This is a genomic window from Tolypothrix tenuis PCC 7101, assembly GCF_963874875.1.
Lineage (GTDB): Bacteria > Cyanobacteriota > Cyanobacteriia > Cyanobacteriales > Nostocaceae > Aulosira > Aulosira tenue.
In genome coordinates this window covers 997,501-1,022,421 of record NZ_CAWNJS010000001.1, presented here as the reverse complement: position 1 = coordinate 1,022,421, position 24,921 = coordinate 997,501, and the positions used below count along the sequence as shown (strand labels likewise).

Here is a 24,921-nt window from a genome sequence, read left to right as displayed (position 1 = left end):
TAACCTTTCAAAATTCCCTGATTGCTGGGCAGTTTATCTTTATATTGCTGATGGCGCATATTGGGAAACCAAAAATTTTGTATTTCACACCAGAAATGCTACACACAGCTGCTTGAAAGCTATGGTTCCCACGAAAATCGCAAAAATAACAAATTTAGTAATTTGTTTAAAAATTTTTTCACAAAAAAAAGCAGAGGATATCATCCCCTGCTTGGTAATTACGAATTACGAATTACGAATTGTTACAGTTTCGTCCCACACTCAGAACAGAAGTTGTGTGTGGGTAGATTTTTAGAACCGCAGTTGCTACAGTAAACAGGTTCTGTAGATGTTTTTGGTGATTGCTTTGGTAAGCCAATCATTTGGGCGTTGTTTTTACCTGGGGCTACCATTGGATAGCAGTTTTCATCTCTAGTAACGCGCACATCTACAACCACTGGGCCATCATACGCCAGCATTTCGGCGATCGCATCTTGGAGTTCTTCCCGTTTGCGAATCACCATGCCTTTAATACCATAGGCTTTGGCTAAATACTCAACATCTGGCATCCCTACTTCCATGTTAGAGCAGGAATAACGCTCACCGTAGAAGGCTTGCTGCCATTGGCGTACCATTCCCTGCCAACCGTTGTTGAGAATGATAGTCTTGACATTTAAACCATATTGTGCAAGTGTACCCAGTTCTTGCAAACACATTTGGAAACTCGCATCACCACTGATACAGATAACTTCTTCATCAGGGAATGCGGCTTTTGCTCCCATTGCTGCAGGTACACCAAAGCCCATTGTTCCCAACCCAGCGCTAGAAATCCAGCGACGGGGGCCATTCTTGAGGAATTGTGCTGCCCACATTTGATGTTGACCAACATCTGTGGTGTAGAAAGCATCGGGTGCTTGGCGACCGACTTCCACAATTACCTCTTGGGGAGAGATGCTATCGGGATTATGCGGTACAACGAGGGGATAATCTTCTCGCCAACGGTTAACCAGGTTCAACCATTCTTGGTTTTGGTTGGGTGTACCTTTTGTACCTGTGTGTTTGCAGCGACGCAGCAAGTCACTTAAGACATTCCGCACATCACCAACAATGGGCACATCTGGAACGCGGTTTTTACCAACTTCGGCGGGGTCGATGTCGATGTGAATGACTTTCGCCTTGGAAGCAAATTCATCTAACTTCCCAGTTACTCGGTCATCAAATCTTGCACCGACGCAAATCAACAAGTCGCAATCAGTCACAGCAAAGTTAGCGTAAGCTGTGCCATGCATCCCCAACATTCCCAAAGCTAGGGGATGATGTTCGTCAAAAATCCCGATTCCCATCAAAGTGGTGGTTACGGGGATATTGAATAACTCAGCTAGTTCCTTAACTTCTTCATGTGCCCCAGCTGCGATCGCACCACCACCGACATACAATAACGGTCGGCGGCTTTCACTAATTAACTGAATTGCAGCATTGATTTGACGGGGATTGCCTTTAACTGTGGGACGATAGCCGCGTAATTTTACAGAACCAGGTTCTACTGGTACATAGTCAAATTCTTCTAAGGCTACATCTTTAGGTACATCAATTAAAACTGGCCCCGGTCGTCCTGTGCTAGCGATGTGGAATGCTTCTGCCACAATGCGAGCCATATCTTTCGGGTCACGCACTACATAAGAGTGTTTGACAATTGGTAAGGTAATACCATAAATATCAGTTTCTTGAAATGCATCTGTACCAATTGAAGCCCGTGGTACTTGTCCTGTAACCACAATCATGGGGATTGAGTCCATGTAGGCGGTAGCGATACCTGTGACCAAGTTAGTCGCCCCTGGGCCAGAAGTACCAAAACACACTCCTACCTTACCTGTAGCACGGGCGTAGCCATCAGCCGCATGGGAAGCACCTTGTTCGTGGCGCACAAGAATATGCTTAATGCCACTTGTTGCTTCCACCTTGTAAAGGTCATCGTAAATTGGCAAAATTGCGCCACCGGGATAACCAAAAATATACTCAACACCGTGACGCTGGAGGCTGTCCAAGAGGGCGAACCCACCGGATGCCCGTTGCGGCGTTACCACAGTCTTGATTGTATTAGGCTGGGTGTGATTCTCGGTTTGGGGGGGACTGATTCGGGAAGGCGATCGCACTGTCAAACCTCTGAGAATAGCTAAGTTAATGCTTGGATTCTGTAATTAAGATTTCATTTTAATAGAAAAGTTTAATAAAATCCTTATATTCATATCTAATTTTCCCATCAGCTTAGGACATAGGAAGATAATTTGTCTGGAATTGTTGACAAAAGGGAGTGGGAATTAGGTATTGGTGACTGGGGACTGGGTAATCAGAAATAGGAAATGGTAAAAAACGATTTTCAACACTAAATAATAGTATTTTCTTAAAATTAACTGTCTTAAAAATATTGCTCAATGAAAGTACTAAATCCTAGTTCCCAATCCCCAATCCCCAATCCCTAGTCCCCAACCCCAATCCCAACTAAATCACGTCTTGCAATACGCGGCGAGTATTTTTCCAAGCCCATACACCTACAGCCGCTACTATCACGCTCATGGCTACTAAGACAACGCGCAAACCAAGCATATCAGTTAACGGCCCAGTAATTGCTAGTGGTAAAGAAAGGGCAATATTCACTGCATGATTTTGGAAGCCGAATACTTTACCATGCATCGTAGGTGGCGCTTGTTGTTGGATTAAAGTTTGCATCGGTACGCCTATTAAGGAAGCACCTACACCTAATAAGGCACAAAGTATCAACGCTAATAAAAGATTGTGGGTAAAAGTAAACACACCTAAGACTAGCGCCATCAGTAAAAAGCCGATTAAGGGTAATGGCTTGCCGTGCAATTTTACACCCCAGTGTCCCAAAATTCCTGCACCTAAAACCATACCCACCCCGGCTGCTGCTAAGAAAAAACCAAACTGCTTTTCTTTTAAGCCAAAGTCGGCTGCTAATCTAATTGTCAGCACTGTTAAAGCGGCAAACACGCAATATAAGGTGACAAGTTGCAGCATGGCATTTAACACCAGGCGGTTTTTCTTCAGATAACGCAAACTCTCTGTAAACTCTGACCACAGATGAGTTTTAGCTTGATGCTCATGAGTCGGTTTATGTTCTTTAAAATTAATCGGTTGCATAATTGCACCCGATAACAAATAAAGCCCACTCACTATTAATTCTTGACCGTATTCCTCTCCCAGAATATCTTTCGCCCAACTTAACATCGGCTCGCCAATAGCAAAGCCAACTATTAAGGCTCCCATCATTGTGCTGCTAAACAGGGCATTAGCTGCCATTAAATTCTCCCGCTTTACCAACAGGGGAATAGCAGCTTGTTCCGCTGGGGCAAAAAACTGCGTCACCGTTGATATGGCAAAAGTTAGTATCAAAAGAATCAGAAACTCTCGTGGTAAAAACGGAATCAGCAACGTTAATAACCCACGTACCACATCCGAGCCAACCATGATTAGCTTTTTGGGAAAGCGGTCAACAAAAATGCCACCTGCAGAACCAAACAAAATGGCTGGTACTGTAAAGGACACCATCAATGTTGAGTACATTGAATTTTCTGCCAATCCTGGTGGCGGTGGGTAGTTTTCCAGTAGGGCAATCATCAAGACGAAGAATACCTTATCTGCCAACTGGGAAACCAGTTGCCCAATCCACAGGAGCATAAAACCACGGTTTTTCAGCAGTGCGCCAAACCCGTTATTAACAGCAGCAGGTTCCGTTGGAAACATTTGATACTAAGTAATGGGGACTAGGGTAGATGGGATTAGGGGAGGGGGAGCAAGGGCAAGGGGCAAGGGGGCAGGGAGCAGGGAGAATAGTGTATGAGCTTTGCTCTCATTGTCTTCCTTTTCCCTTATCTTCCTTATTTTTATCGCTCCTTTGGAAAATTTTCCCTATTTCTCACTCCCCTTTGCCCAGTTTATTTTCCGGACTATTTTTCTTCATAGCGCTTTAATAGCAGATGCACAAAATCAGAGGCACTCAAGCGATCGCTATTTTGGTACAATCCTAGGGACTGGTCTGTTAACACCCCTTGTACAGTTTGGGGCGATCGCCAAAGGGATAAATGGTCTACAGCTGGTTCTGCGTAGAAGTTATTGTGCCCACTACCCAATAAAGACGAACTCCAATGGGTGAAATAATCATGGCTCATTCTGTGAATGGGAAAATCACCCCATAGTGGCACGCCCCATCCATCTACAGCAATAAAAGCTGTGACTGTACCCCCTAAAAGTTGCCACAACCGCGCTGCGATAATTGCTCCAACTACACCAGCGCTAAAGCTAATGAAGAACACGGGCGATTGTAACCTATCCTTTAAGCAATTGTGTAAAAATTGTAAAATTTTAAATGGCGATACGGTCAGTACACCCTGTTCCGGAAAAATCAGAATATTGTGAGCTGGATTTTGAGCAAGTTTGCGATCGCCCCTTGGGTGCAGCGCTGCGCGATCGCAATTTAAATTGAAGCACCCTGAAATAAAACTTTCCGTCAATTCCGGCTCATGGATTCCAGGGCAAATGATGATATCCATCTATCTTAAGTCTCTGGTTCAGAGCACATACTGGTTACAAATATAATATTTAATGCATCTTAGTTTTTATTATTCGACTGAATGATTAAACTTAACGTATTAATAAGAACACCCAAGCTCTTGCAATGACTAATATCGCTTAATTCTTCTTAGAAATGAGAAGAGATTTTATAGTGACAAAATATTGATACTCTCTAAAACATATTTTGCTTAATTTATAATTAAGATACAAGCTTCTATCTAAACTTGTCATCCTCACTTAAAAGTCTAGGATCTGGCACTCCATAAAGTCTATCGGCTTTATCCCAAAGATTTTCATATTCAATTTCATAACCATAATATTCAATTTTTGTTAAAGATTTATAATATCCATTTTCATCATACTCATCTTCATCATAGTTATCTTTATCTTCTGGATAAAGATTTTCAGCGATCTGATGAATCTCATTATTTTTCTTTCCTGTACTTACGCCTATTAGTTCTTCATATCTTGCACCACGGCAGCGATAACAAATACCATTATCTCTATGTTTAAATTCTGGGAATCTGCCTGTTCCATTGCATCTGTGACATGGCTGAGAATTTGTATCTACGTAATAGCCTTTAACTATTTCAAAGACTGGCACTTTTATTTGTTTATGTATTTTATCATGACATTTTTCACACAATGTAATAAGCGATTCGTTAGGGTAGTTCCAAGGTAATGTTAATTTTAGATAATAGGTATGGTGTATATGTAAAAACTCTTTTTGTTGGCATAATACGCAAGAATGATTATCTCTTCTTAGAATCTCATCTCTTTTATTTCTCCATTCTAAAGCCAAAAGTAAATCTTCATATGTAGGAATACTATTTGATTGCTGGCATTTTTCTATAATCTGATCATAATTAAAATATTGATTACTCATTTGCAAACAATCCTTCACTACTAAATTAGTGATATTCCAGACAGTAAATTTTATAAAATCTAAACATTTATTATTTTTTATACATAATTAATATAGTTATCGCCTATGTGATTTCTACTGATAAATCTACATTTTCATATATATGAAAATGTATTATGGAGTAATATTAGGACACATATTTAATTTCTGAAAAAACTAATTCGCTATAAGCGTGTTATACACAGGTTTTTTTCTCAAAATACTTAGCAAAATTCAAGTACGATTCCTATATATTGGCTAGTTTTATACCTTATAGATCGTTCTCTCAGCCAACGCATCGAACTCAAACAAGCTTTGTGATATTAATTACACTAAGCTGAGTATCCGTTCTTATTGTTAAGTAAATTTTTTTGTCTATATCCTAACGGTAGAGGTATAAGAAGCGTTGCTCCGTTATGATATTCGTAACTATCCTATCCCCCCGGATGGGATTTTATTTTACTCAGTCGGGAAATAATCAATTATTTCTTTGATACTTCTCTCCATTCTGGTTATATTGAGGAACTCACTGTGGTAGCCACGCCGGAAAAAGTACAACATACCCACGAGCAATCATCACGTCAAGATAGAGTAGCCGTATTGCTCATGGGCTACGGCGAAGTCGAAAGCTACGAAGATTTCGCTAACTATAACGAACAGGCTTTAAATTTACTGACAGCAAAATTTGCACCAGTCCCTACTTGGATTTACCCACCCTTAGCAAAGCTTTTGGCGTTATTTGACCGTCACGAGTGGGGACATACGCACCACGATTTTATTTCCCCACATAACGCTATTTTTGAACAGCAACGGGCTGGAATTGAGAAGCGGTTACAAGAAAAGTGGGGTGAAGGCGTTCAAGTTTTCAAAGCTTTTAACTTCTGTGCGCCTTTTTTGCCTAAACAAGTTTTAGCAGAGATTAAAAACCAGGGCTTCGACAAAATTCTGATTTATCCCCTACTAGTGGTTGATTCTATCTTTACTAGTGGGATTGCGATCGAGCAGGTGAATAACGCCTTAGCTGAGATGGCGGAGGGTGAAGAACATTGGGTAAAAGGACTGCGTTACATTCCTTCTTTCTACAACGAGCCAGCTTATATTGATTTGATGGCACATTTGGTAGAAGAAAAAATTAATGCTGATTTAGCAGCTAACTATCTACCTTCTCAAATTGGGATTGTGCTGATGAATCACGGCTGTCCCCACAAAGCGAAAGGCTTTACCTCTGGGATTGTCGAAAGCCAAGCGCTGTATGACTTGGTACGGGACAAACTGATTAATAAGTATCCTTTAATTTCTGTGGGTTGGCTAAACCATGACACACCGCTAATTGAATGGACGCTACCTAATGCCGAGCAAGCAGCTAGTAACTTGATTCAATTGGGTGCCAAAGTTGTAATATTTATGCCAATTGGTTTTGCGACGGAAAATCACGAAACTTTATTGGATGTCCATCACATTATCCATGCTTTAGAGAAAAAGCATCACGGTGTGGATTATGTGCAAATGGCTTGTGTAAATGACCATCCAGAGTTTTTGGCGATGGCTGCACAATGGGCTGACGATCACATTAGTGAGTTGAGGAATGGGGAAGGAATTACAGTAAATCCTCACCTAGATGGACATCATCACCACCATCACCATCATTAAATTAGCAGAGAAAGTTTTTAAAGGCAGATAGAAGAACGCAGAGTACAGTAAATACTACTATTGGTTTTGGGGAAAAGGTTAAAGGTTAAGAGTTAAAGGTTAAGAGTTAAAGGTTTTTTCTTTCCCTTTTCCCATTCCCCTTTTTCCCCTTAACCGACAAGTATTAAGAGTACAGTTTATTTGCGTTCTTCTTTTTTATATCTAGAAGCTGACCAGTAAGAATTTAGGGTAAATCGCCAAACTGTTCTCGATAACGAGAAAGCAGCGCTTCGAGTTCTGCGGCGCGTTGGCGTTCTTGTTCAGCTTGTGTTTCTGCTTCTATACGTTTATTAGTTTCTTGTTTCAGTGCTGCAATCAATTCATCATTTACCAATAATTTTTCACCATTATCTAGGCGATAAAAGCCAATCAATTTTCCTTCTACAGCTAGACGTAGTTGTAATGCTTGGCTGCAACTATCGGTAATTGGCTCATAAATATCTCCTCTTAAGCGATACCCTTGCAACTGTTGTGTAATCCATTCGCCTTTGGGATCAAATAACCAATATTCTTCTACTTCTAAGCCTTCATAAAGATTGTTCTTAGTGGTTTTGTCTTCTTCTTGAGTTCCTTTAGAGGTAAATTCAAAAATTACCTTTGGTACCTGTTTTTCTTCCCAAATTTTGTAGTTATCACGTCCTCCTGGTTCAACGTCATAAATAACCATGACATCAGGTGCAACTCTTAATTTAGGGAAACCTTGTACATAATACAAAAATTGATTGGCTAAAACTGTGGCGCGACGACCTTGAAGATATTGTTTGAGAATTTGTAGTGTAGCGAAAATAGCATATACATGGTCGTAAGTTTCTGCTATGGGTTCTCCATCGCTGCTGGGATAAATAATTTCTGATGTAGAGATAGCGGTGGTCATATAGCCACATTGAAGAATTTATTTGTTTATTCTAGTTAAAATTGCATCTTTGTGTCTGTATAAATTAAAATCGCGTTTCATACTCAACGACAGCACGACCTTCATCACCTAAATTAGTAGAAGCGCGCACGCGAAGTTCATCATTGAGGCGATAAATTACGTTGTAACGTAAGGGTTCATTGCTAGCAAAAACTCGCGATAACGACACAGAAAAATCATTCGATACATCAAATACACCTTCGGCGGCTAAACCTAATACAGAAACATTGGTATTAGTATTAGTTACCAAGGTAGGAAATAGTCGCAATTCACTTAAGCCGATAGTTTGTCCAATTTGGCTAAGAGTACCTTGCAAATTAGAGAAAACTGCTGAACCAGCGATATTAATTAGTCCCAAGGTTGCATCACCTTGCTGTAAATTGTTGAGAATGGAACCTCCCAGTAAAGCCACGATTTCAGAGCGACTACGGCGAGGTTCGCTAGTTAATACCAAATTATCAGATAATTCGCTAGCTGGGCCTTTAGCGATCGCACTAATACGAACTGTGTTTAATGTGCCAAAGTTGATGGCAGAAATATCTTGAATTTCGCTAGATATGGGTGAGGTTCGCCCTAAGCTGCGAGTGGCTTCTGGGACAATGGCGAGTAAGCGCACATCTAATGTGGGATCGAAACCACGACTGGGTGTAAATAGTGCGGTTTGTTCGTAACCACGCTCTAAGGTAAATTGGGTAGTAAATAAATTTATCTGTCCTCCCCGCAAGCGAACTTCTCCTTGGGGACGGGGTTTAGTAAGGGTTCCGTTGAGCGTGATATCACCCTGCGCCACAAAGCTAAATAGGGGTTGACGGGTGACGCGCACATCGTCGGCTAAAACTAGCTGTAAGTTGGCAAATTCTATCGGGATTCTGGCTGTATTTGTGGTTGTGGGTGCTGTGGGGGTACTATTCGCCGTGGTTTCGGGTGTTGTGACTGTAAATTCTTGGGAATTTGCTGGCTGGGAAGTTGTTTTGCTGACAGATGCGGCGTTTCCTAATAATACTTCACCATCATTGAGTTGAATTCTCCCGCCGAGTTGGGGTGCAAATGCTGTTCCGGTAATTACTGCATTACCGTTGACTGCGCCTTGATATAAGTCTTGGAAATTCAACTGCAAGTTTTGCAATGAAACAGTTAGGGGATTGCTAGCGGCTTGCTGTTGGGCATTTTGACTGGCGAAAATGGGGAGAATACCTGCGGCTGTTAATTGTCCGCGACTGTATTGTGCTTGTAGATTATCGACAATTAAGCGATCGCCTGCAAACTGTGCTGTACCTGTAACATTGGTTAATGGTTCTGTGAGGCTTTGGACATTGATTGTGGCATTATTAATTGTGGCAATGCCGGTGGTTTCTGGTCTATCTAATGTTCCTTGAACTTGGACGTTGACTTGTCCTTGACCATCTACCCATTTGACTTGATTATTCACCAGATTTAATAATGCCAAGCCTTCATTTTGCACGTTAGCTTGAATGCTAATACTGGGATCTGGCTCGACGGATGTAAAAGGTAATTTGGCAGGAATACTACCATTAATTTGAATTGGTTGTGTGCCAGTCACTAAAACATTACTGCCAAAATTTAACCGTGCATCGTTATAGTTAAAGCTAACTTGGGCAGACTGTACAGATTGATTATTTAAGCTACCATCTACTAAAGCTAATTCTCCTACAGCTTGGGGATTATTTAAACTTCCTGATAATGTCGCATTGGCATTGATATTCCCTTCCACATCTACAGGTAATTGGGGGAAGAAAGGTTTAATATCTGCTAATGCTAAATTCTGGACTTGTGCTTGTCCAGATAATGCTTGCTGGCTTAATTGTCCGGTAAAAGCGAGGAGGGAATTATTGAAATTAACTTGCAGAGGTTGTAGGGTTAAATTGCCATTTTCAAAATTGCCGCTAGCGACAAGTTGATTAATATTATATTTACCCCATACCCAATTATTACCTGTAATATTAAAGCCGATATTTAAGCCGGAGCGTAAAGAACCTGTTACGCCAATATTACCGCTAATTAATCCTTGCAATTCTTCTAAACTAGGTACGCGTTCAGTTCGTTGTTCTTGGGTTCTTGCTTGAGTGACTTGGCTTTGAATTTTGGAGAGATAATCTATTTGCGCTAATAAATTGGTGTTGGGTAAACTCACAGGTTCAGTTTGTAAAGCTTCCGCACCAGCTAGTTTTGGAGGCTGTAAACCAGTTTGTAAGTCTTGATAATTGTAGATATTCAGTGTGGAGAGTAAATTTTCAATTCTGGTTTGGTCAAAACTAACTGTAAATTGTAAGGGATTATTGAGTGAAGTCGGTAAAATTCCACTAAGTAAATAGCGATTTTGTCCTTGAATGAGTTCCCCATTAGTTAAATTAAAGTTGCCATTCCCATAACTAATATTGCCGCGAAATTCATCTGCTTGGATTCTGCCAATTCGCGGTTGAGCTACGGCGACATTACCGACTAAACTATAATCTGTTAAATTAACTGTTAAATTTCCTGATAATTGCCCGTTGATGCTGCCTAAGTTTGCATTCGCAGGCAGGAAGCCTTTCGCTAAAGATATAGGAAAATCTTGGACATTAACTGCTAAATTATCTCCGACAGTATTGCCAGTAGCAACCGTACCATCGCGCCTAATATTAAATGCAGTTGGGCGATTATTTGCACCTAAAGAAAAGGCAATTTGGTCTTGTCTACCAGTAACTTGAAATTGCGTTCCCTGTCCGCCTTGATAACTAACATTTCCAGTTAAGACAGGGTCAAATGCTAAACCATTAATGGCAAAATTTTCTAAGCGAATATTACCGTTAGCAATTGGGGTAGTTGGTGTACCAGCAACTTGTCCGTTAAAATCTACTCTCCCCGCCACAGCAATGTTACCAGGAAGCTGAATTGGCAGACTTTGCAGATTGTAATTATCTGCCTGGATATTCAGATTTAAGCCAGTAATTTGGGGAGTGGGTTGCAATGCCACAGCAATATCACCAGATGCCCGCAAACCGGGTGCAGTCGCTTGGGCAATTTGTAAACGTTGCCCATTCCATTGAAACTGGGCAGTTAATGGTTGTGTGAGTGCCGCTAAACCTTGGGAAAACCTGACATTACCTGCCGCTACAATGTCTTGCGGTTGGAAGGAAGCTGTGGTTCCCGCAACTTGCACATCACCATTTAACCGCCCGCGCAAATTTTGTGATAAATTGTTTAATTGAATTTGGGAAATAGTGGCTATAGCTTGCCAGTTGCCATTACTCAAATTGATATTTCTGACATTAACGCTTCCCCTAGCTAAACTCAACCGCGCTTGTCCCGCAGCTTGAATATTAGCTAAAGCAAAAGAATTAGTATTACCAGAAACCTGTATATTACTATTAGCAATTTGTCCTTGAACATTTGGGGCAAATTGATTGATTTGAATGCCAGAAGCATTAGCTACAGCTTGCCACAGACCATTATTCAAGCGAATATTATTGAGATTAACTCTCCCGCCAGCGACATTTAAATTTGCTTGTCCAGAAGCTTGAATGTTAGCTAATTGGAAAGATTTTGTAGTTCCAGATAAATTAAATTCCCCGTTTAAATTACCTTGAAATTGCTTTGGTAAAGCCGCATTGGCATTATTTGGATTGCTAGTAGCTTGAGCCAAACTCTGCAGAGGAACTTGATTGGCATCAACAAAAGCTTGCCAGCGATCGCCTACCAGTTGTCCTCGCGCTGCAACTGTCCCCCCCGCTACTTGAAAAACTGTATTCTGGAACTGAATCAGTTTTTTGTTAATTGCTAATTCAACTTTCCCCGGATAAGTAGCCATTGGTGCTTGGACTTGCACCAGAGTTCGCAAATTCGCTAGGGTTCCCGAAACTCTGGTATTTGCAGAGATTGTACCAATGCGAATATTGGCAGTACTAGCATTATAAGTTTGAGCTAATGCATCTCCAGGTAACCTTTGGGCCTGTAAATTGATCGCAACGTCACCCTGCTTACCTAACCCAACTCGACCGCTACCTGTAATTTCTCCCCCTACCGTTGGGGTAGCTTGAATCTGAGAAATCACAATTTCCTGCGGTGTTCCCCGAAATTGGGTGCTAATTTTCTCAAAATTTACGCGGTCAATCACCGCAGGTTTAATTGTACTCACCGCACCTGTAACTACAGGCTTGGGAATTGCACCTTGTAACTTAAAATTGGCGGTGAAATCTCCAGCAGTGGTGACGGGGAGTTTAATGTTAAAGGTTTGTAAGAGATTTTGCGCGCTAACAGCTTTGATATTCGCGGTGACATTATAACCAGTTTGCGTATTGACTGAGCCATTAATTTGCGCCGGGATATTACCCAAGCTGGTAGATATATTTTCCAGCGCCACCTGCGTACCCTGGAATTGTAATTTCCCGTTGATGTTAGTTAATTTATTAGGAAAATTATTAACTTGCGCCGTAACTTGATTAACGTTAACTATGCCAAAAACCGTTGTTTTTGGTTGCTTCGGTTGAAATTTAACTGTTAAATTACCATCCACAGTCCCCGATGGTAAAGTCACAGGTGACTGTACTAATTGCGTCAGCGTCGCTGCTGCCAAATTGCTAGTATTGATTTGCAGCGTCGTTTCGGTAGTTTTGGTCAGAGTGTCTCCCGAAATTTGCAAACTACCACCATTCACAGGTTGAGTAGTAGCATCAAAATTAATCCGTTGATTTTGCTCTAATAACCGCGCTACACCATTCAGTTGATTAAACCCAACGTTCACCCTCGGTTTATTGGCTGGGGTATAGGGAGACAATACTAAACCGCCATTTTGCAAGCGAATTGTCTCCAGTTCAGTGGTAATAAAACCCTTCTTTTCCTGAGTCGCAGTATTAATTCTCGTAGAAACCCAACGCCCTTGCTGATCCTGTTCAATATAAACAGCAGGCTGAATTAAAGTCACATTGAGCTTCAAAGTCCGATTAAAAACTAATAGCCAAGGGTCAAAACCCACATCTACTGCTTGTGCTACCAGTCTATCGGGATCTGTTGTAGTTGCAGGAATTGATGTGTTACCAAAACGCAGGCTATTTGGTGAAAAGCTTTGAACCGCACCTAAATTTACAGGTCTTCCCAGCAACTCTAAAAGATTGCTTTCAATTAATGGTACTAATTTTTGATGAATAAAGTTATTAGCCCACCAAATACCCCCAATAATCCCTGCGAGTAAAACTACTCCCAAAGCTATGCTGCCACGACTGAGTAACAGCAACCACAAACGCCGATTAGAATTAGGAGAGCGTGTCATCTCTCATCCTCTGATCCTTTGTAGGCTTGGTAAATAAATCAACCATCCTACGGTTTTTTCAGTATTAGCTACTTGGCATTGCTGAGTAAGCAGATGAATTTTATTCCCCGCCAAGGCGCAAATAATTTACCTTTGGCTTGAGTAAATCATCTCAATTCCTACTCAAATTTAGAAATGCCCTTACTTTTAAGTATTTTCCCACGTCGTGAACACAGGTGATTGTCGAAACACAATAGACTTCTTGCAGAAGTAGGGAAAAGGTTAAGGGGGAAGGGGGAAAGGGAAAGAAAAAACCTTTAACCCTTAACCTTTTCCCCAAAGCCAATTTTGGGTTCAAAACGCTTAACCGAGTAGTCTAACAACATATTGTGCTTCTCAGGCTGTGTTGTACTTAGGTAGAAAGAGCTATAAATTACTGCTTTAATTAGACTGCCTTAAAATGCGGATGCGAAAATCATCTCTGCGATAGATTGTAATGGTAGCAGAGGAGGGATTTTGTATTTTATCCTTGGCTGCTAGTTGGACTCGGTGATTATTTAAAGTAGTATTTTTATTTATTTTTATAGTATAATTTACTACTGATTTTTTACTACTTCTTTCAATATACAAGGGTGTGTTAGGCGCTGATTTCCGATATGATTGCTCACGAAAGAACTATCTAGCGACTAGCACACCATCTATGCGGCGGTGCGTTACGGCTAAATTTCATTGTCGCTAAGTTCCACATCCTTTCATAGCCGTAACACACCCTACTTCATAAATAGGTTAGGCTCAAGCTGTAGCAACTTCCGCTTTCCTTGTAGAAGCTTCAGCTTTAACATTTCCGTATTACGCGCAAGCTGTAGAAGCTTCAGCTTTAACGTTTCCGTGTTACGCGCAAGTTGTAGAAGCTTCAGCTTTAACATGAGGATAAACAGATTTCTACTCGGAAATTTACCAACAAATTTAAATAGTAGAAATTACCTGATTTGAGACTTTTGTAATTATAAATTCAGATAAATTACTGAAATTTGGAGTTTTTCACGAAAAATCAACAATTTTACGTAGGACAAATTTTTCAAGAATTGTCCACTATAGATTTATGAAAAATTTTGCAATAGGGTGCAAATTATGGTGAGGAGAAAACGCACTTCACGTATTCTGAGCCACGCTGAACAACGTTTAGCTAGTATTGAATCTATTAATTCCAGCTTAGATGTAGGAGAAGGATTAACAGTCCAAGGTTATACGGAAAAAATCCAAAACCTGCGCCAATCTATAAAAGAATATAATCGTACTCTCTCTACAATAGATAACTTATTAACTCAAATTGTAGAGAATGAAAAAGATTTAGCCGATTATTCTGAGAACATTTTGCGTGGTATTGCCTATAAATTTGGCAGTAATAGCCATGAATATCAGATGGCTGGGGGTACGAGGAAAAGCGATCGCAAACGTGTTGTGCGTCAAAATGCAGCTGTGCCTACTGCGTAATTCGTAATTACGTAAGCCTCGATATAAATAGGTGAAAAGCCATAAATAGGTAGGGGTACAAAATTATTGTACCCTTAAGAATAATTTATCTAAAAGGACTTTGATAGATATTTTGTGGTTTTCCTGTGAGTGGATTTCTGAAAACATTTTGGTGTTGTCTTTCAGGCTTGTAGATCCCCCTAAATCCCCCTTAAAAAGCAGGGCTGATTCATTCGATAAGGTATGTATTTTGTCAATATGATTGGCGATAAATATTCGGGCAAAAGTCATGAATTATTGACCATATTGATGCCTAAGATTGAATGCCAATTGAATACCTTGCTGATTTTTCATCTCCTGAACCCTTGATTTTTCAAGGCTTTTAGGGAATGAAACAGCCCTGCCCTTAAAAAGGGGGACTTTGAAGATATTTTCTTGTCCCCCCTTATTAATGGCAGGGCTGTTTCATTCCACAAGATGAAGGAGTTTGTCAATATCATGAGAGAGAAATCTGTGAGCAATTGTGATGGAATGATAACCATTGCGACGAAGAATATTGAGTGCGATCGCTCTGATAATGGAAAGATTAGCAGGAGCGTTGCCAAGACGGATTGTAGAACAATCCTCTTTGAAAACAACGTCTTTCACCCAGTGAAGGCAGTTTTCGATACCCCAATGACCACGAATACCGAGAGCAAATTCCTTGGCGCTGGCGATCAGACTGCTAATATAACAAACAATTTCATGATATTTCTTACCCTTTCTCGTACCAATTCTTTCGACCCTGACTAAAGATTTTATTCCAGTCCATAACGGGTCAATTCCATTGATATCATGAAAGACTTCTACAGTACGTGTTGTACATCTATCTCTAGTTTTTTCGGTCTCAACTATACGAGAAGTAGGTTTTTTTGTAGCAGCAATACGTTGAATATGACTATGTAGTTTGGGCTGATTATCTTTAACAGCAATGACATAATCATTACCGCCCTCGATAATTATTTGACAAGTTTTTTTTGACAATGTAAGGAATCAAAGCTCAAGACCACACCTTCTAGACCCAATGCTGTGACTAACTCTTGTACAACTTGAATTTCGCTTTTATGCTGGTTCTCAAATTTCTCCATCCCGATAACCAGCCCTTTTTTTCCAGCAAATACTGATACTATGCTCACAAAATTCTGATGAGATGAACTATAGTTTTGTACTGTACCCTTAATACTTTTGCCGTCTATAGCACACCATTGTGATACCTCTAAATCCACATAATTTTTTGCCCATTCATTAAATTTATGAGCCAGTTTATCGAAATCCACTCCCATGACTATACGTCGGATTGTTGAATATGAGGGAACCCCATGTTTTTGAATGCCAAATTTATTTATTAATACTCGACTATGCCTTTTGACGAAATCCCCCCATCCCCGATATCCCACGTATCCATTCATTGTTCCCATTATGACAAATAGCAACACCAGCCACAGTGGATGTCTTCGTCCATCAGTCGTTCTAAAATCTTCCACTTGCTTTAATTGTTCAATCAGATCTGCACCCATATTTTTTCCCCTCAACACTTGCTATTTTACGTGTTTTAGGGAATGAAACAGCCCTGCCCTTAAAAAGGGGAGAAAAGTTCTTAAAGTCCCCCTTTTTAAGGGGGATTTAGGGGGATCAGATATTTGTGTTGAATTGAATCGGGAATTTTACGACTAGCCACCTTTACACAGTTTGATTATCAGTATTTTGCACAAGATTTCTAGCTACACGATTGAAAAAACTCAAATAATCATCAATTTCTTCGTAGCCATCTAATTCTTTTTCTTCTTGTGAATTGAGTAGAGAAATTTGTTGTTTGGCTAGTAAAGCTGCAATGCGATTTTGGATAATACTAGATGCTCTAAATATAGGTATTCCCTCTTGCAACTCAATGCTGATTGCACCCTCTAAAACTAAGGTAGCAGGTAAATTATGAAGCGTTGGCCGCAATGGAGTTGTCATAGTAATTCTATGAAATCTTGAGAGTGATTATAGCGTATATCTTTTTCACCGCCGAAACCAAGCACGAACCCAACGCCACAACCGACGTAACCACCCCCAAAACCCACGCTGAGACACTACAGGCGCTTTTGGTTGCGAAAGACGCTCAATTGCATTTTTGCAAAGTGCTAATTCGGCATTGAGTCCCATTTCCTCAAACCGTTCATGGGCATTGCGATAAGCACCTAACGCGTCTGATTCCTGATAAACTTTTTCTAATGTCAGCCCTAAATTAAACCAGGCGTTTGCTTGTCCTCTAAGATTACCTATCTTCCTTTGTATTTGCAAAGACTGCTGGTAGTAATTAATCGCTCGCTCATAATTTTCCAAGGATCGGTAAACATTGCCCAAATTTCCTAATGAATTGCTTTCACCAGATAGATCGCCTATTTCCTTAAATATCTCCACTGACTGCTGGTAATACTCTATTGACTGCTGATCTTGTCCCAACAGGTAGTAAATATTGCCCAAACCTGTTAAAGAATTACCTTTACCTCTGCGTTCACCTATTTCCTCAAATATCTTCAAAGACTTCTGGAAAAAGCTAATTGCTTGAGGATACTGCTTCAAGCCTCGGGAAGCAATACCTAAATTGTTTAAGGAAGTACCTTCTCCATAGCGATCGCCTATTTTTTGAAATATCTCCAAAGACTTGTGGTAGTACTCAATCGCTAGCGGGTACTGTCCTAGAGAATCGTAAGCATTACCTAAATTGCCTAGGGAAGTACCTTGCCCTCTATAATCGCCTATTTCCTTTTTAATGTGTAAAGACTCCTCGTGCCAGGTCATTGCCTGCTGGTACTGTCCTAAGGAGTGGCAAGCATTACCTAAAGAAGTAAAAGCAGCAGCATGATTCAAATTCTTTTTCTCTCCAATTTTTTCCCAGGCTTCTATTAACTGACTATATAAGTCAATTTGAGTAGTGTAATAGCCACGCAATATCAATAAATCATTGCAAACACGTAATGTATCAAATGCCCAATTATACTTTTCTAGTTGATACCAGTGATAAAAAATTTCTAGATGTTCTTTAATATCTTCTTTAGTCTGCCAGGGTTTTTGTTTAACATTCAAAAGATAGTAATAAATTGCTCTTTGATGCGCTTGTGTCTGATCGCCAGCTTTATACCGCACATACTCCAACACCACTGGCTGAAACTCAAACCGCCGCTTACCATTCAGCTTTTCTACCAACAAAGAACGCTTAACAATATTCCTTAGTTCTCCCTCAATCTCTACTGCTGAACTTCCCGGCAACATTGCCATTGCTGCTGCACTATCAACTGCACCACGATAAACACTAATATTCAGCAATAAAGCCTTTTGCAATTCACTCAATCGCTCAAAACTAGCATCCAAAACCAACACCATCCCCACATTTTCCCGGCGATGTACACCTACTACTTGAGGATCTGTCAACAACTGCCGCAAATTGCCTAAACCTAAATCTGCTAATCGTCTTAAATCTGGGTCTTGAGGATATTCTTCTTTTAATAAATCACCTACCAATCGCAACAGCAGGGGATGTCCATCTACTAATTCAACAAACTCTGCTAAATCTCCCCGAATCCCTAATGCTGTTAACAGTCCTACCCCTTCATCTACTTGCAAACCTTTCAAAGGTAGCCACTCAAAGCCTTTTAATTCTGGTCTTTCTCTAGTGGTAACAATTACCTTACTATTACCGCCAAATTCCACCCAAGCGGTGAAAAATTCGCCGTAGAATAAACTTCCCCATTGTCTATTAGGTTGTAATAAACTCTCCAGGTTGTCAATAATTAGTAAAAATTCACCACTGCGTAAACACCTCACCAGCGCTTCTACTAACTTTGCTTCTTCTTCTGGAACCGGAAAGCCAAATTCACGCAGTACTTGACGCGCTAAATCGCTAAAACTTGCGCCATTACTCACATCACCCCAAAATCGCTTGGGGAAACCTGCAATTTCTTCATAAATTTTCGCCGCCAGCATCGATTTACCTGCACCACCGATGCCTTCTATGCCAATTAAAAAGGTATTGTTATCAGTTAACCATCGCTGTATTTGGGCAATTTCTGCTTTGCGTCCTTGCCAATAAGCCAAACTTTTCTGTGTTTTCCATGCTTTGAGAACCCCAGGTGATTCTGCTTTAGGTATTTGTTGTAATCGCTCTAGTATTGGTTCTATGCGCTCAACAACAATCTTTACTTCTGCAGCATTTATCTGCCCTACTTGAGTCACCTTGCTGTCACCGGAAGCAGTGACATTCATTTCAATATTGTTCGAGTTAGTGGGGTTGGGTTCTTCTGCCATTATTTTTAGCAGGTAAAAATTGTGCTGGATGTTGTGGCTGCGATCGCAGAAGCAAATTTGTAGGCTGGGCGGTAAGGGCACGGCAGTGCCGTGCCCCTACACTTGGCGATATAATATTTTGCTGTATATAAATGAGAACTGCTATAGCTGAGTTAAAAACTCACTTGGTTTGCGTCGATTTTCCCAACTTGCTTGACTGTGCTGTCGTTGTAAGCATTAGCATTCACTTGAATATTGTCACCAGGTTTATCAGCAGATGCTTGCAAAATCTTGGCTATTTCCTCTGCAAGTGCAGTATCTGAATCTAAAATCTTCTTGATTTGCACTCGCAAGCTGGCTTGTAAATATTCATCATCTGGATTTTGCGCTACATCCGCCGCCGCTTCTTTCGCTGCTTCTTTCGCCTCTACTTTGGGTAGTAACTTAGCCCAAATAGCCTTCGCTTTATTCCACCCATCCTCACCAACTTTCTGCGATGCGCCTTCTATGGCTTTATTACCCACATTCAACAGAAATGGCAGACAAGGCGCGAGAAATTTAACAATTAAAGCAATATCCATACATTTACGCGGTTTAACCACTGTTATTTATACAATGGTATGTTAGCGCATTGCGAAAATAGGTAATAGGTAATAGGTAATGGGTAATTGGTAATTGGTTACAGCAATGTTAGAAAGCGCTACGAAAAGTGGCACCACCAACTGGCAATCAAAACGATGGACTATACAGTTAAAGGCAAGTCAAACCAGAAACCCTTAAAGGCAAGTCAAGAACTTGTCTCAAAAAAGAGCTAAATTAACCACGCAAAATTAATTGAAGTCATTGGTTGCGTTCCTACCAATGCCCTATGCCCTATGCCCCATGCCCTTACTAATTAGCCTTCTGCTCGTTAGTTTGAGGAGATTTTAATTGCGGATATATATAGATAGCAGCCACTAAAGCAAACCCAACAGCAAAAGCTACTCCTAAAATTAACCAAAAATTGCGAGAAGGTTTCTGTGGGGATGAATTAGTGGTGCGGCGTTGAAAAATTGTACTGCCATGTAGCACTGGCTGACCATTAGGCGAGGATAGAGGACGGGATTGAATTGTCCCTTCTGGTTCAGGCTGGGGTACAGGACGGCGTTGAAACATCGTCCCCTCTGGTGTAGGCGGGGTTACAGGCCTTGTTTGAAAAATTGTACCTTCTTGTTGATTTGGTGCGATCGCAGTTTGTGGCGGCGTATTTGACTCTGCTTCACCGGGATGCTGCACAGGTTGCGGACGCAGAATGGTTTCTTCTTGTCCCCAGCTTGGTTCAGTTGGCTGTAAGGGACGCAGAATTGTTGGTTGATCTGCACCGGGATGCTGTACGGGTTGCGATCGCAAAATGGTTTCTTCTTGTCCCCAAATTGGTTCTGTTGGCTGTAAAGGACGCAGAATTGTCGGTTCTTCTCCACCCGGATGTTGCACGGGTTGCGATCGCAGAATCGTTTCTTCTTGCCCCCAGTTTGTTTCTGTTGGTTGCAAGGGACGCAGGATTGTCGGTTCCTCTACACCTGGATGTTGCACTGGTTGAAAGCGGAGAATGGTTTCTTCTTGGTCTTGTCCAGACAAAGGCACAGTAGGAGGTAAAGTATCTTCAAGTCGAGTTGGTTCTGTAGGCTGGTGCGATCGCTCAAATGTTTTGTGCTTTACAACTGATTTCGGTACAGTAGGATGTAGCCCAATCTCTTCTTGATACTCGGCACTAACATACCCTACTACTGATTTAGCAACTGTTTGTAAAGCCTGACTGAGTTCTTCAACAGTATTAAAGCGGTTATCAGGATTCTTGTGCAAACACTTGAGGATCACAGCCTCTAGCTGTATAGAAAAATACTCACAACCAGGTTGCGATCGCAATGGTTTTGGTGGCTCATAAGCATGAGCTAATACCCAAGAGGCTTCGCTAATATTATTGGCATTCTCGCTTAAACCAAAGGGATCTGCACCACTCAACATTTCATAGAGAATCAGTCCCAAGCTGTAAATATCTGCCCGCGCATCTAGGTTTTCATCGCTTTGGATTTGTTCTGGCGCGGCGTAGCGGAATGTGCCAATAAATGTATTGGTGATATTGGTTTGTTCTGAAGATTCATGGCGAATTTTTGCCACCCCAAAATCTAAAATCTTCACCCACTCTCCCAAGTCTGTGGGTACGAGAAAGATGTTGTCGGGTTTTAAGTCCCGATGGATAACTTGAATATGTTCGGAAGTTTTGCCACCTTCTCGTTGTAAAGTCACTCCTGCATGAGCTAGCTGTAAGCCCTGACAAACTTGAGCCATAATACTCACAGTTCGCTCAACAGATAACCGCTTTTCTTTGAGTAACACGTGGCGTAAGGTTTGCCCGCGCAGATACTCCATAACATAGAATGGATAGCCTTCTTCTGTGACTCCACAATCACTGATTTTGACAATGTGGTCACTTTGCAGCGCTGCACAAACAGATATTTCTCGCTCAAAGCGCTTTCTCATTTCGGTTGAAGCTACTAGCGTATCTTTGAGTAACTTCAAAGCTACCTGCTGACCGACACGCGTATCTGTTGCTAGGAATACTTCTCCCATGCCACCACCAGCTAACCGTTTGTCTAAACGGTATCGTTGGTTATCACCTATAAAGCGCCCATGCCAGGAGTTTGATGATGGTAGGGATGTCATCTGATGGAACCCATCCTACTTACTTTAATGTTTTAGTTGGCAACCAAAATAAACCTTTCTCTTATGGCAAATTTCTTTACCTAAGAATCATCAGATACGAGTATGTTTTATTACTAATGTGTATCTACTGATTTACGTTCAGCTTAACATAATCATAACTTCAAGCTCTGAGAGTGGTTTTCGCAAAATGCTTAATAAAACCTTACAACCATGACTGGTGTGAGTATCAATTAGTTCCCCCTGTGAGGCGTAGGATACAGAATAATATTACTCAGGTAACTCACCAAACCTTTCTCGATAACGAGCCAGCATAGCTTCCATTTCTGCAAGTTGCTGTTGCGCTTGTTCCCTTTCTTGTTCAGCTTTTTGCCGCAAAAAAAACCCTGGTATTACTACCAGAGTTTTAAAGAGCTATTACCATTTCACTACATTTTTGTCAAGAATACTCCTCTCTTGCTTTCTCTGCGGCAGGCAGGATTGCAATAGTTCTCCTATCTTACCGCAAAAGTGACATGGTATAAATATTAGCCAACATTTGCCAAGAGTAATTCGCGTTGTTCAGATTTACGGACTTGCACTTGACCGTCGTCGTCAACATCCACAATTGCTGTGTCGCCATTGGTGATTTGACCAGACAGTAGCGCTTCTGCGAGAGAATCTTCCAACAGGCGCATAATGGCTCGACGTAAGGGTCTTGCACCGTAGCTGGGGTTGTAGCCTTCTTGTACTACTCGTTCTTTGAAGCGATCGCTCACTTCTAAGGTAATGCCTTTTTCTGTCAAGCGGCCTGCAACTTCGCGTAATAAGATATCGGCAATTTGTGTAACTTCACCCTTAGAAAGCTGAGTGAAGACGATGATCTCATCAAGACGGTTGAGGAACTCTGGACGGAAGTATGCTTTGAGTTCTTCGTTAACCAAGCTACGGATGCGGTTGTAACTAGCATCGGCTGCACTGTCGAAGTCAAAGCCTAATCCACCGCCACCTTTTTCAATTACCTTGGAACCGATATTAGAGGTCAAGATAATTAAGGTATTCTTGAAGTCCACTTTCCGACCTTTAGCATCGGTAAGGTGTCCGTCATCCAACAGTTGCAGCAGCATATTGAATACATCGGGGTGCGCTTTTTCGATTTCGTCGAATAGCAGCACTGTGTATGGTTTGCGCCGCACGGCTTCTGTTAGCTGTCCGCCTTCGTCGTAGCCTACATAACCTGGAGGTGAACCAATCAGCTTAGATACTGTATGGCTTTCCATGTATTCGGACATATCTAGGCGAATCATAGCTTCTTCGGAGCCGAAGAAGTAAGCTGCTAAGGCTTTAGCCAATTCTGTCTTACCAACACCTGTGGGGCCGGAAAAGATAAAACTAGCGATGGGGCGATTGGGGTTCTTTAAGCCAACTCTGGCGCGACGGATGGCGCGAGATACGGCAGTAACTGCTTGTTCTTGACCGATGAGGCGTTGATGCAGTGTATCTTCTAAATGCAACAGTAGCTCGGATTCTGATTCTGTGAGCTTGTTGACTGGTACACCAGTCCAGGAAGCGACGATTTGGGCAATGTCTTCTTCATCGACAACAGGACTTTTTCCTGGTGTTCCTGCTTCTGACTCAGCGTAGAGTTTGTTTTGTAGTTCCAACTCTTGATCGCGTAGCTGACCTGCTTTGTCAAAATCTTGGACTCTGACAGCTTCTTCTTTAGCTTTGGTCACGCCAGCAAGTTCACGCTTCAGTTCTTTGTTAGAAGATAGCTGAGAGTTCCTCAAGCGGACGCGAGAACCTGCTTCATCGATCAAGTCTATGGCTTTATCAGGTAAGAAGCGATCGCTAATATAGCGGTCTGACAATTCGGCTGCGGCTACTACAGCTGTGTCGGAAATTGTCACTTTATGGTGTTGCTCGTAGGCACCCCGCAAGCCGTAGAGAATTTGGATAGTTTCTTCTACAGTGGGTTCGCCAACCATAATCGGTTGGAAACGCCGTTCTAGGGCTGCATCCCGCTCAATGTGCTGACGATATTCATCCAAGGTGGTTGCGCCCACACATTGCAGTTCGCCTCTAGCTAAAGCAGGTTTGAGGATATTGGCTGCATCTAAGCCGCCTTCTGTACCCCCAGCACCAACTAAGGTGTGAATTTCATCTATCACCAGGATGATATTGCCGACAGAGCGAATTTCATCGACAATTTTCTTGATGCGTTCTTCAAAGTCGCCACGGAAGCGAGTTCCTGCCACCAGCAAGCCCATATCCAAGCTGATAACTTGCTTGTCTTGCAGAACTTCCGGCACATCTTGATTGATAATGCGTTGAGCTAGACCTTCGGCGATCGCAGTTTTACCAACGCCAGGTTCCCCAATTAAGACAGGATTGCTTTTAGTTCTACGTCCGAGAATTTGAATAGCACGTTCAATTTCTTTATCGCGGCCGACAATTGGGTCGAGTCTGCCTTCTTGTGCTAGTTTGGTGAGATTTCTACCAAATTCTTCCAGGCTGAGAGTTTGGGTGCGCTTTTGACCACTATTACCTGCGGCGAAAACTGTGGTGTTGTCACCTAAGTGGCGAACTACAGCAGCGCGGACGCTTTTGAGGTCAACCCCCAGATTTTGCAGGACTTTGGCGGCTACACCTTCACCAGCCTCGGTTAAACCTAAAAGTAAGTGTTCTGTATTAATGTAGTTGTGCCCCAAACTATGGGCTTCTTTAAATGATTGCTCAAAGAGGCTTTTTACTTTAGGAGTAAAAGGAATTTCTGGTGGTACAAACCCAGAACCCCTACCAATAATTTTTTCAACCTCTCGACGTGCTTCTTTAAGAGTAACGCCCAATTCGGTCAGCACTTTAGCAGCAACCCCAGTTCCTTCTCCCATCAGCCCGAGGAGAATTTGCTCTGTTCCTACAAAGTTGTGTCCCAGGCGACGTGCCTCCTCCTGAGCTAGCATAATTACTTTAATTGCTTCGGAAGTGAAGTGTTCAAACATAGCGGGTTATTGCTCCCTTGCTGCTTGGACTTTGGGTGAAATAATATATCACCCTCATCTAAAGTTTCATGTATTTTCTTAATGACAATGTATCTTTATTTAAACTTGAATGACAGTAGTGAGAGCCGTAAGAGTTCAG

The 24,921-nt window shown here is 41.6% G+C and carries 13 protein-coding genes and 1 pseudogene; 2 read left to right on the top strand and 12 right to left on the bottom strand.

Translation table 11 applies throughout. The annotated features are described in order from the left end of the window. Nucleotides 1-242 precede the first annotated feature (242 nt). The 4 genes from ilvB to AACU25_RS04105 form a co-directional block, all read right to left on the bottom strand. Complete coding sequence (ilvB, locus tag AACU25_RS04120; RefSeq protein WP_190445735.1) at nt 243-2,138, bottom strand: biosynthetic-type acetolactate synthase large subunit; 1,896 nt, start codon at nt 2,136-2,138, stop codon at nt 243-245. A gap of 340 nt (nt 2,139-2,478) precedes the next feature. Further along, on the bottom strand, nt 2,479-3,741 hold the full coding sequence (locus tag AACU25_RS04115) for an MFS transporter (protein WP_096574033.1): 1,263 nt from the start codon (nt 3,739-3,741) through the stop codon (nt 2,479-2,481). Between the two features lie 203 nt (nt 3,742-3,944). Beyond that, a complete protein-coding gene (locus AACU25_RS04110) occupies nt 3,945-4,547 on the bottom strand; it encodes a hypothetical protein (protein WP_096574032.1) in 603 nt (200 codons plus the stop codon). A gap of 236 nt (nt 4,548-4,783) precedes the next feature. Then, complete coding sequence (locus AACU25_RS04105; protein WP_096574031.1) at nt 4,784-5,455, bottom strand: HNH endonuclease; 672 nt, start codon at nt 5,453-5,455, stop codon at nt 4,784-4,786. 549 nt (nt 5,456-6,004) lie between these two features. Here AACU25_RS04105 and AACU25_RS04100 point away from each other — a divergent pair. Then, on the top strand, nt 6,005-7,123 hold the full coding sequence (locus AACU25_RS04100; RefSeq protein WP_096574030.1) for a ferrochelatase: 1,119 nt from the start codon (nt 6,005-6,007) through the stop codon (nt 7,121-7,123). A gap of 223 nt (nt 7,124-7,346) precedes the next feature. Here AACU25_RS04100 and AACU25_RS04095 read toward each other — a convergent pair whose 3' ends face one another. Then, nucleotides 7,347-8,036 (bottom strand): Uma2 family endonuclease, encoded by a 690-nt coding sequence (locus tag AACU25_RS04095; protein ID WP_096574029.1) that lies wholly within the window; start codon nt 8,034-8,036, stop codon nt 7,347-7,349. 64 nt (nt 8,037-8,100) lie between these two features. After that, nucleotides 8,101-13,341 carry a translocation/assembly module TamB domain-containing protein gene (locus AACU25_RS04090; protein WP_096574028.1) on the bottom strand — a complete coding sequence of 1,747 codons (5,241 nt, stop codon included), beginning with the start codon at nt 13,339-13,341 and terminating at the stop codon, nt 8,101-8,103. A gap of 1,110 nt (nt 13,342-14,451) precedes the next feature. Between AACU25_RS04090 and AACU25_RS04085 the strand changes: the two genes are divergently transcribed. Then, nucleotides 14,452-14,814: a hypothetical protein gene (locus AACU25_RS04085; protein ID WP_096574027.1), complete on the top strand. Its 363-nt coding sequence runs from the start codon at nt 14,452-14,454 to the stop codon at nt 14,812-14,814. A 444-nt stretch (nt 14,815-15,258) separates the two neighbouring features. On the opposite strand, the pseudogene AACU25_RS04080 reads toward AACU25_RS04085, so the two are convergent. The 6 genes and pseudogenes from AACU25_RS04080 to AACU25_RS04055 form a co-directional block, all read right to left on the bottom strand. After that, nucleotides 15,259-16,326 (bottom strand): annotated as a pseudogene (locus tag AACU25_RS04080) (ISAs1 family transposase). 186 nt (nt 16,327-16,512) lie between these two features. Next, nucleotides 16,513-16,791, bottom strand: a complete 279-nt coding sequence (locus AACU25_RS04075; protein ID WP_096574025.1) for a hypothetical protein — start codon at nt 16,789-16,791, stop codon at nt 16,513-16,515. A 45-nt stretch (nt 16,792-16,836) separates the two neighbouring features. Beyond that, the gene (locus AACU25_RS04070; protein ID WP_321206857.1) at nt 16,837-19,203 is read right to left on the bottom strand and encodes a tetratricopeptide repeat protein; all 2,367 of its coding nucleotides are present in this window, start codon (nt 19,201-19,203) and stop codon (nt 16,837-16,839) included. Between the two features lie 71 nt (nt 19,204-19,274). Continuing rightward, nucleotides 19,275-19,682: a hypothetical protein gene (locus tag AACU25_RS04065; protein WP_096574023.1), complete on the bottom strand. Its 408-nt coding sequence runs from the start codon at nt 19,680-19,682 to the stop codon at nt 19,275-19,277. A gap of 310 nt (nt 19,683-19,992) precedes the next feature. Continuing rightward, nucleotides 19,993-21,804: a serine/threonine protein kinase gene (locus AACU25_RS04060; RefSeq protein WP_096574022.1), complete on the bottom strand. Its 1,812-nt coding sequence runs from the start codon at nt 21,802-21,804 to the stop codon at nt 19,993-19,995. 524 nt (nt 21,805-22,328) lie between these two features. Beyond that, nucleotides 22,329-24,782: an ATP-dependent Clp protease ATP-binding subunit gene (locus AACU25_RS04055; protein ID WP_096574021.1), complete on the bottom strand. Its 2,454-nt coding sequence runs from the start codon at nt 24,780-24,782 to the stop codon at nt 22,329-22,331. Nucleotides 24,783-24,921: the final 139 nt, after the last annotated feature.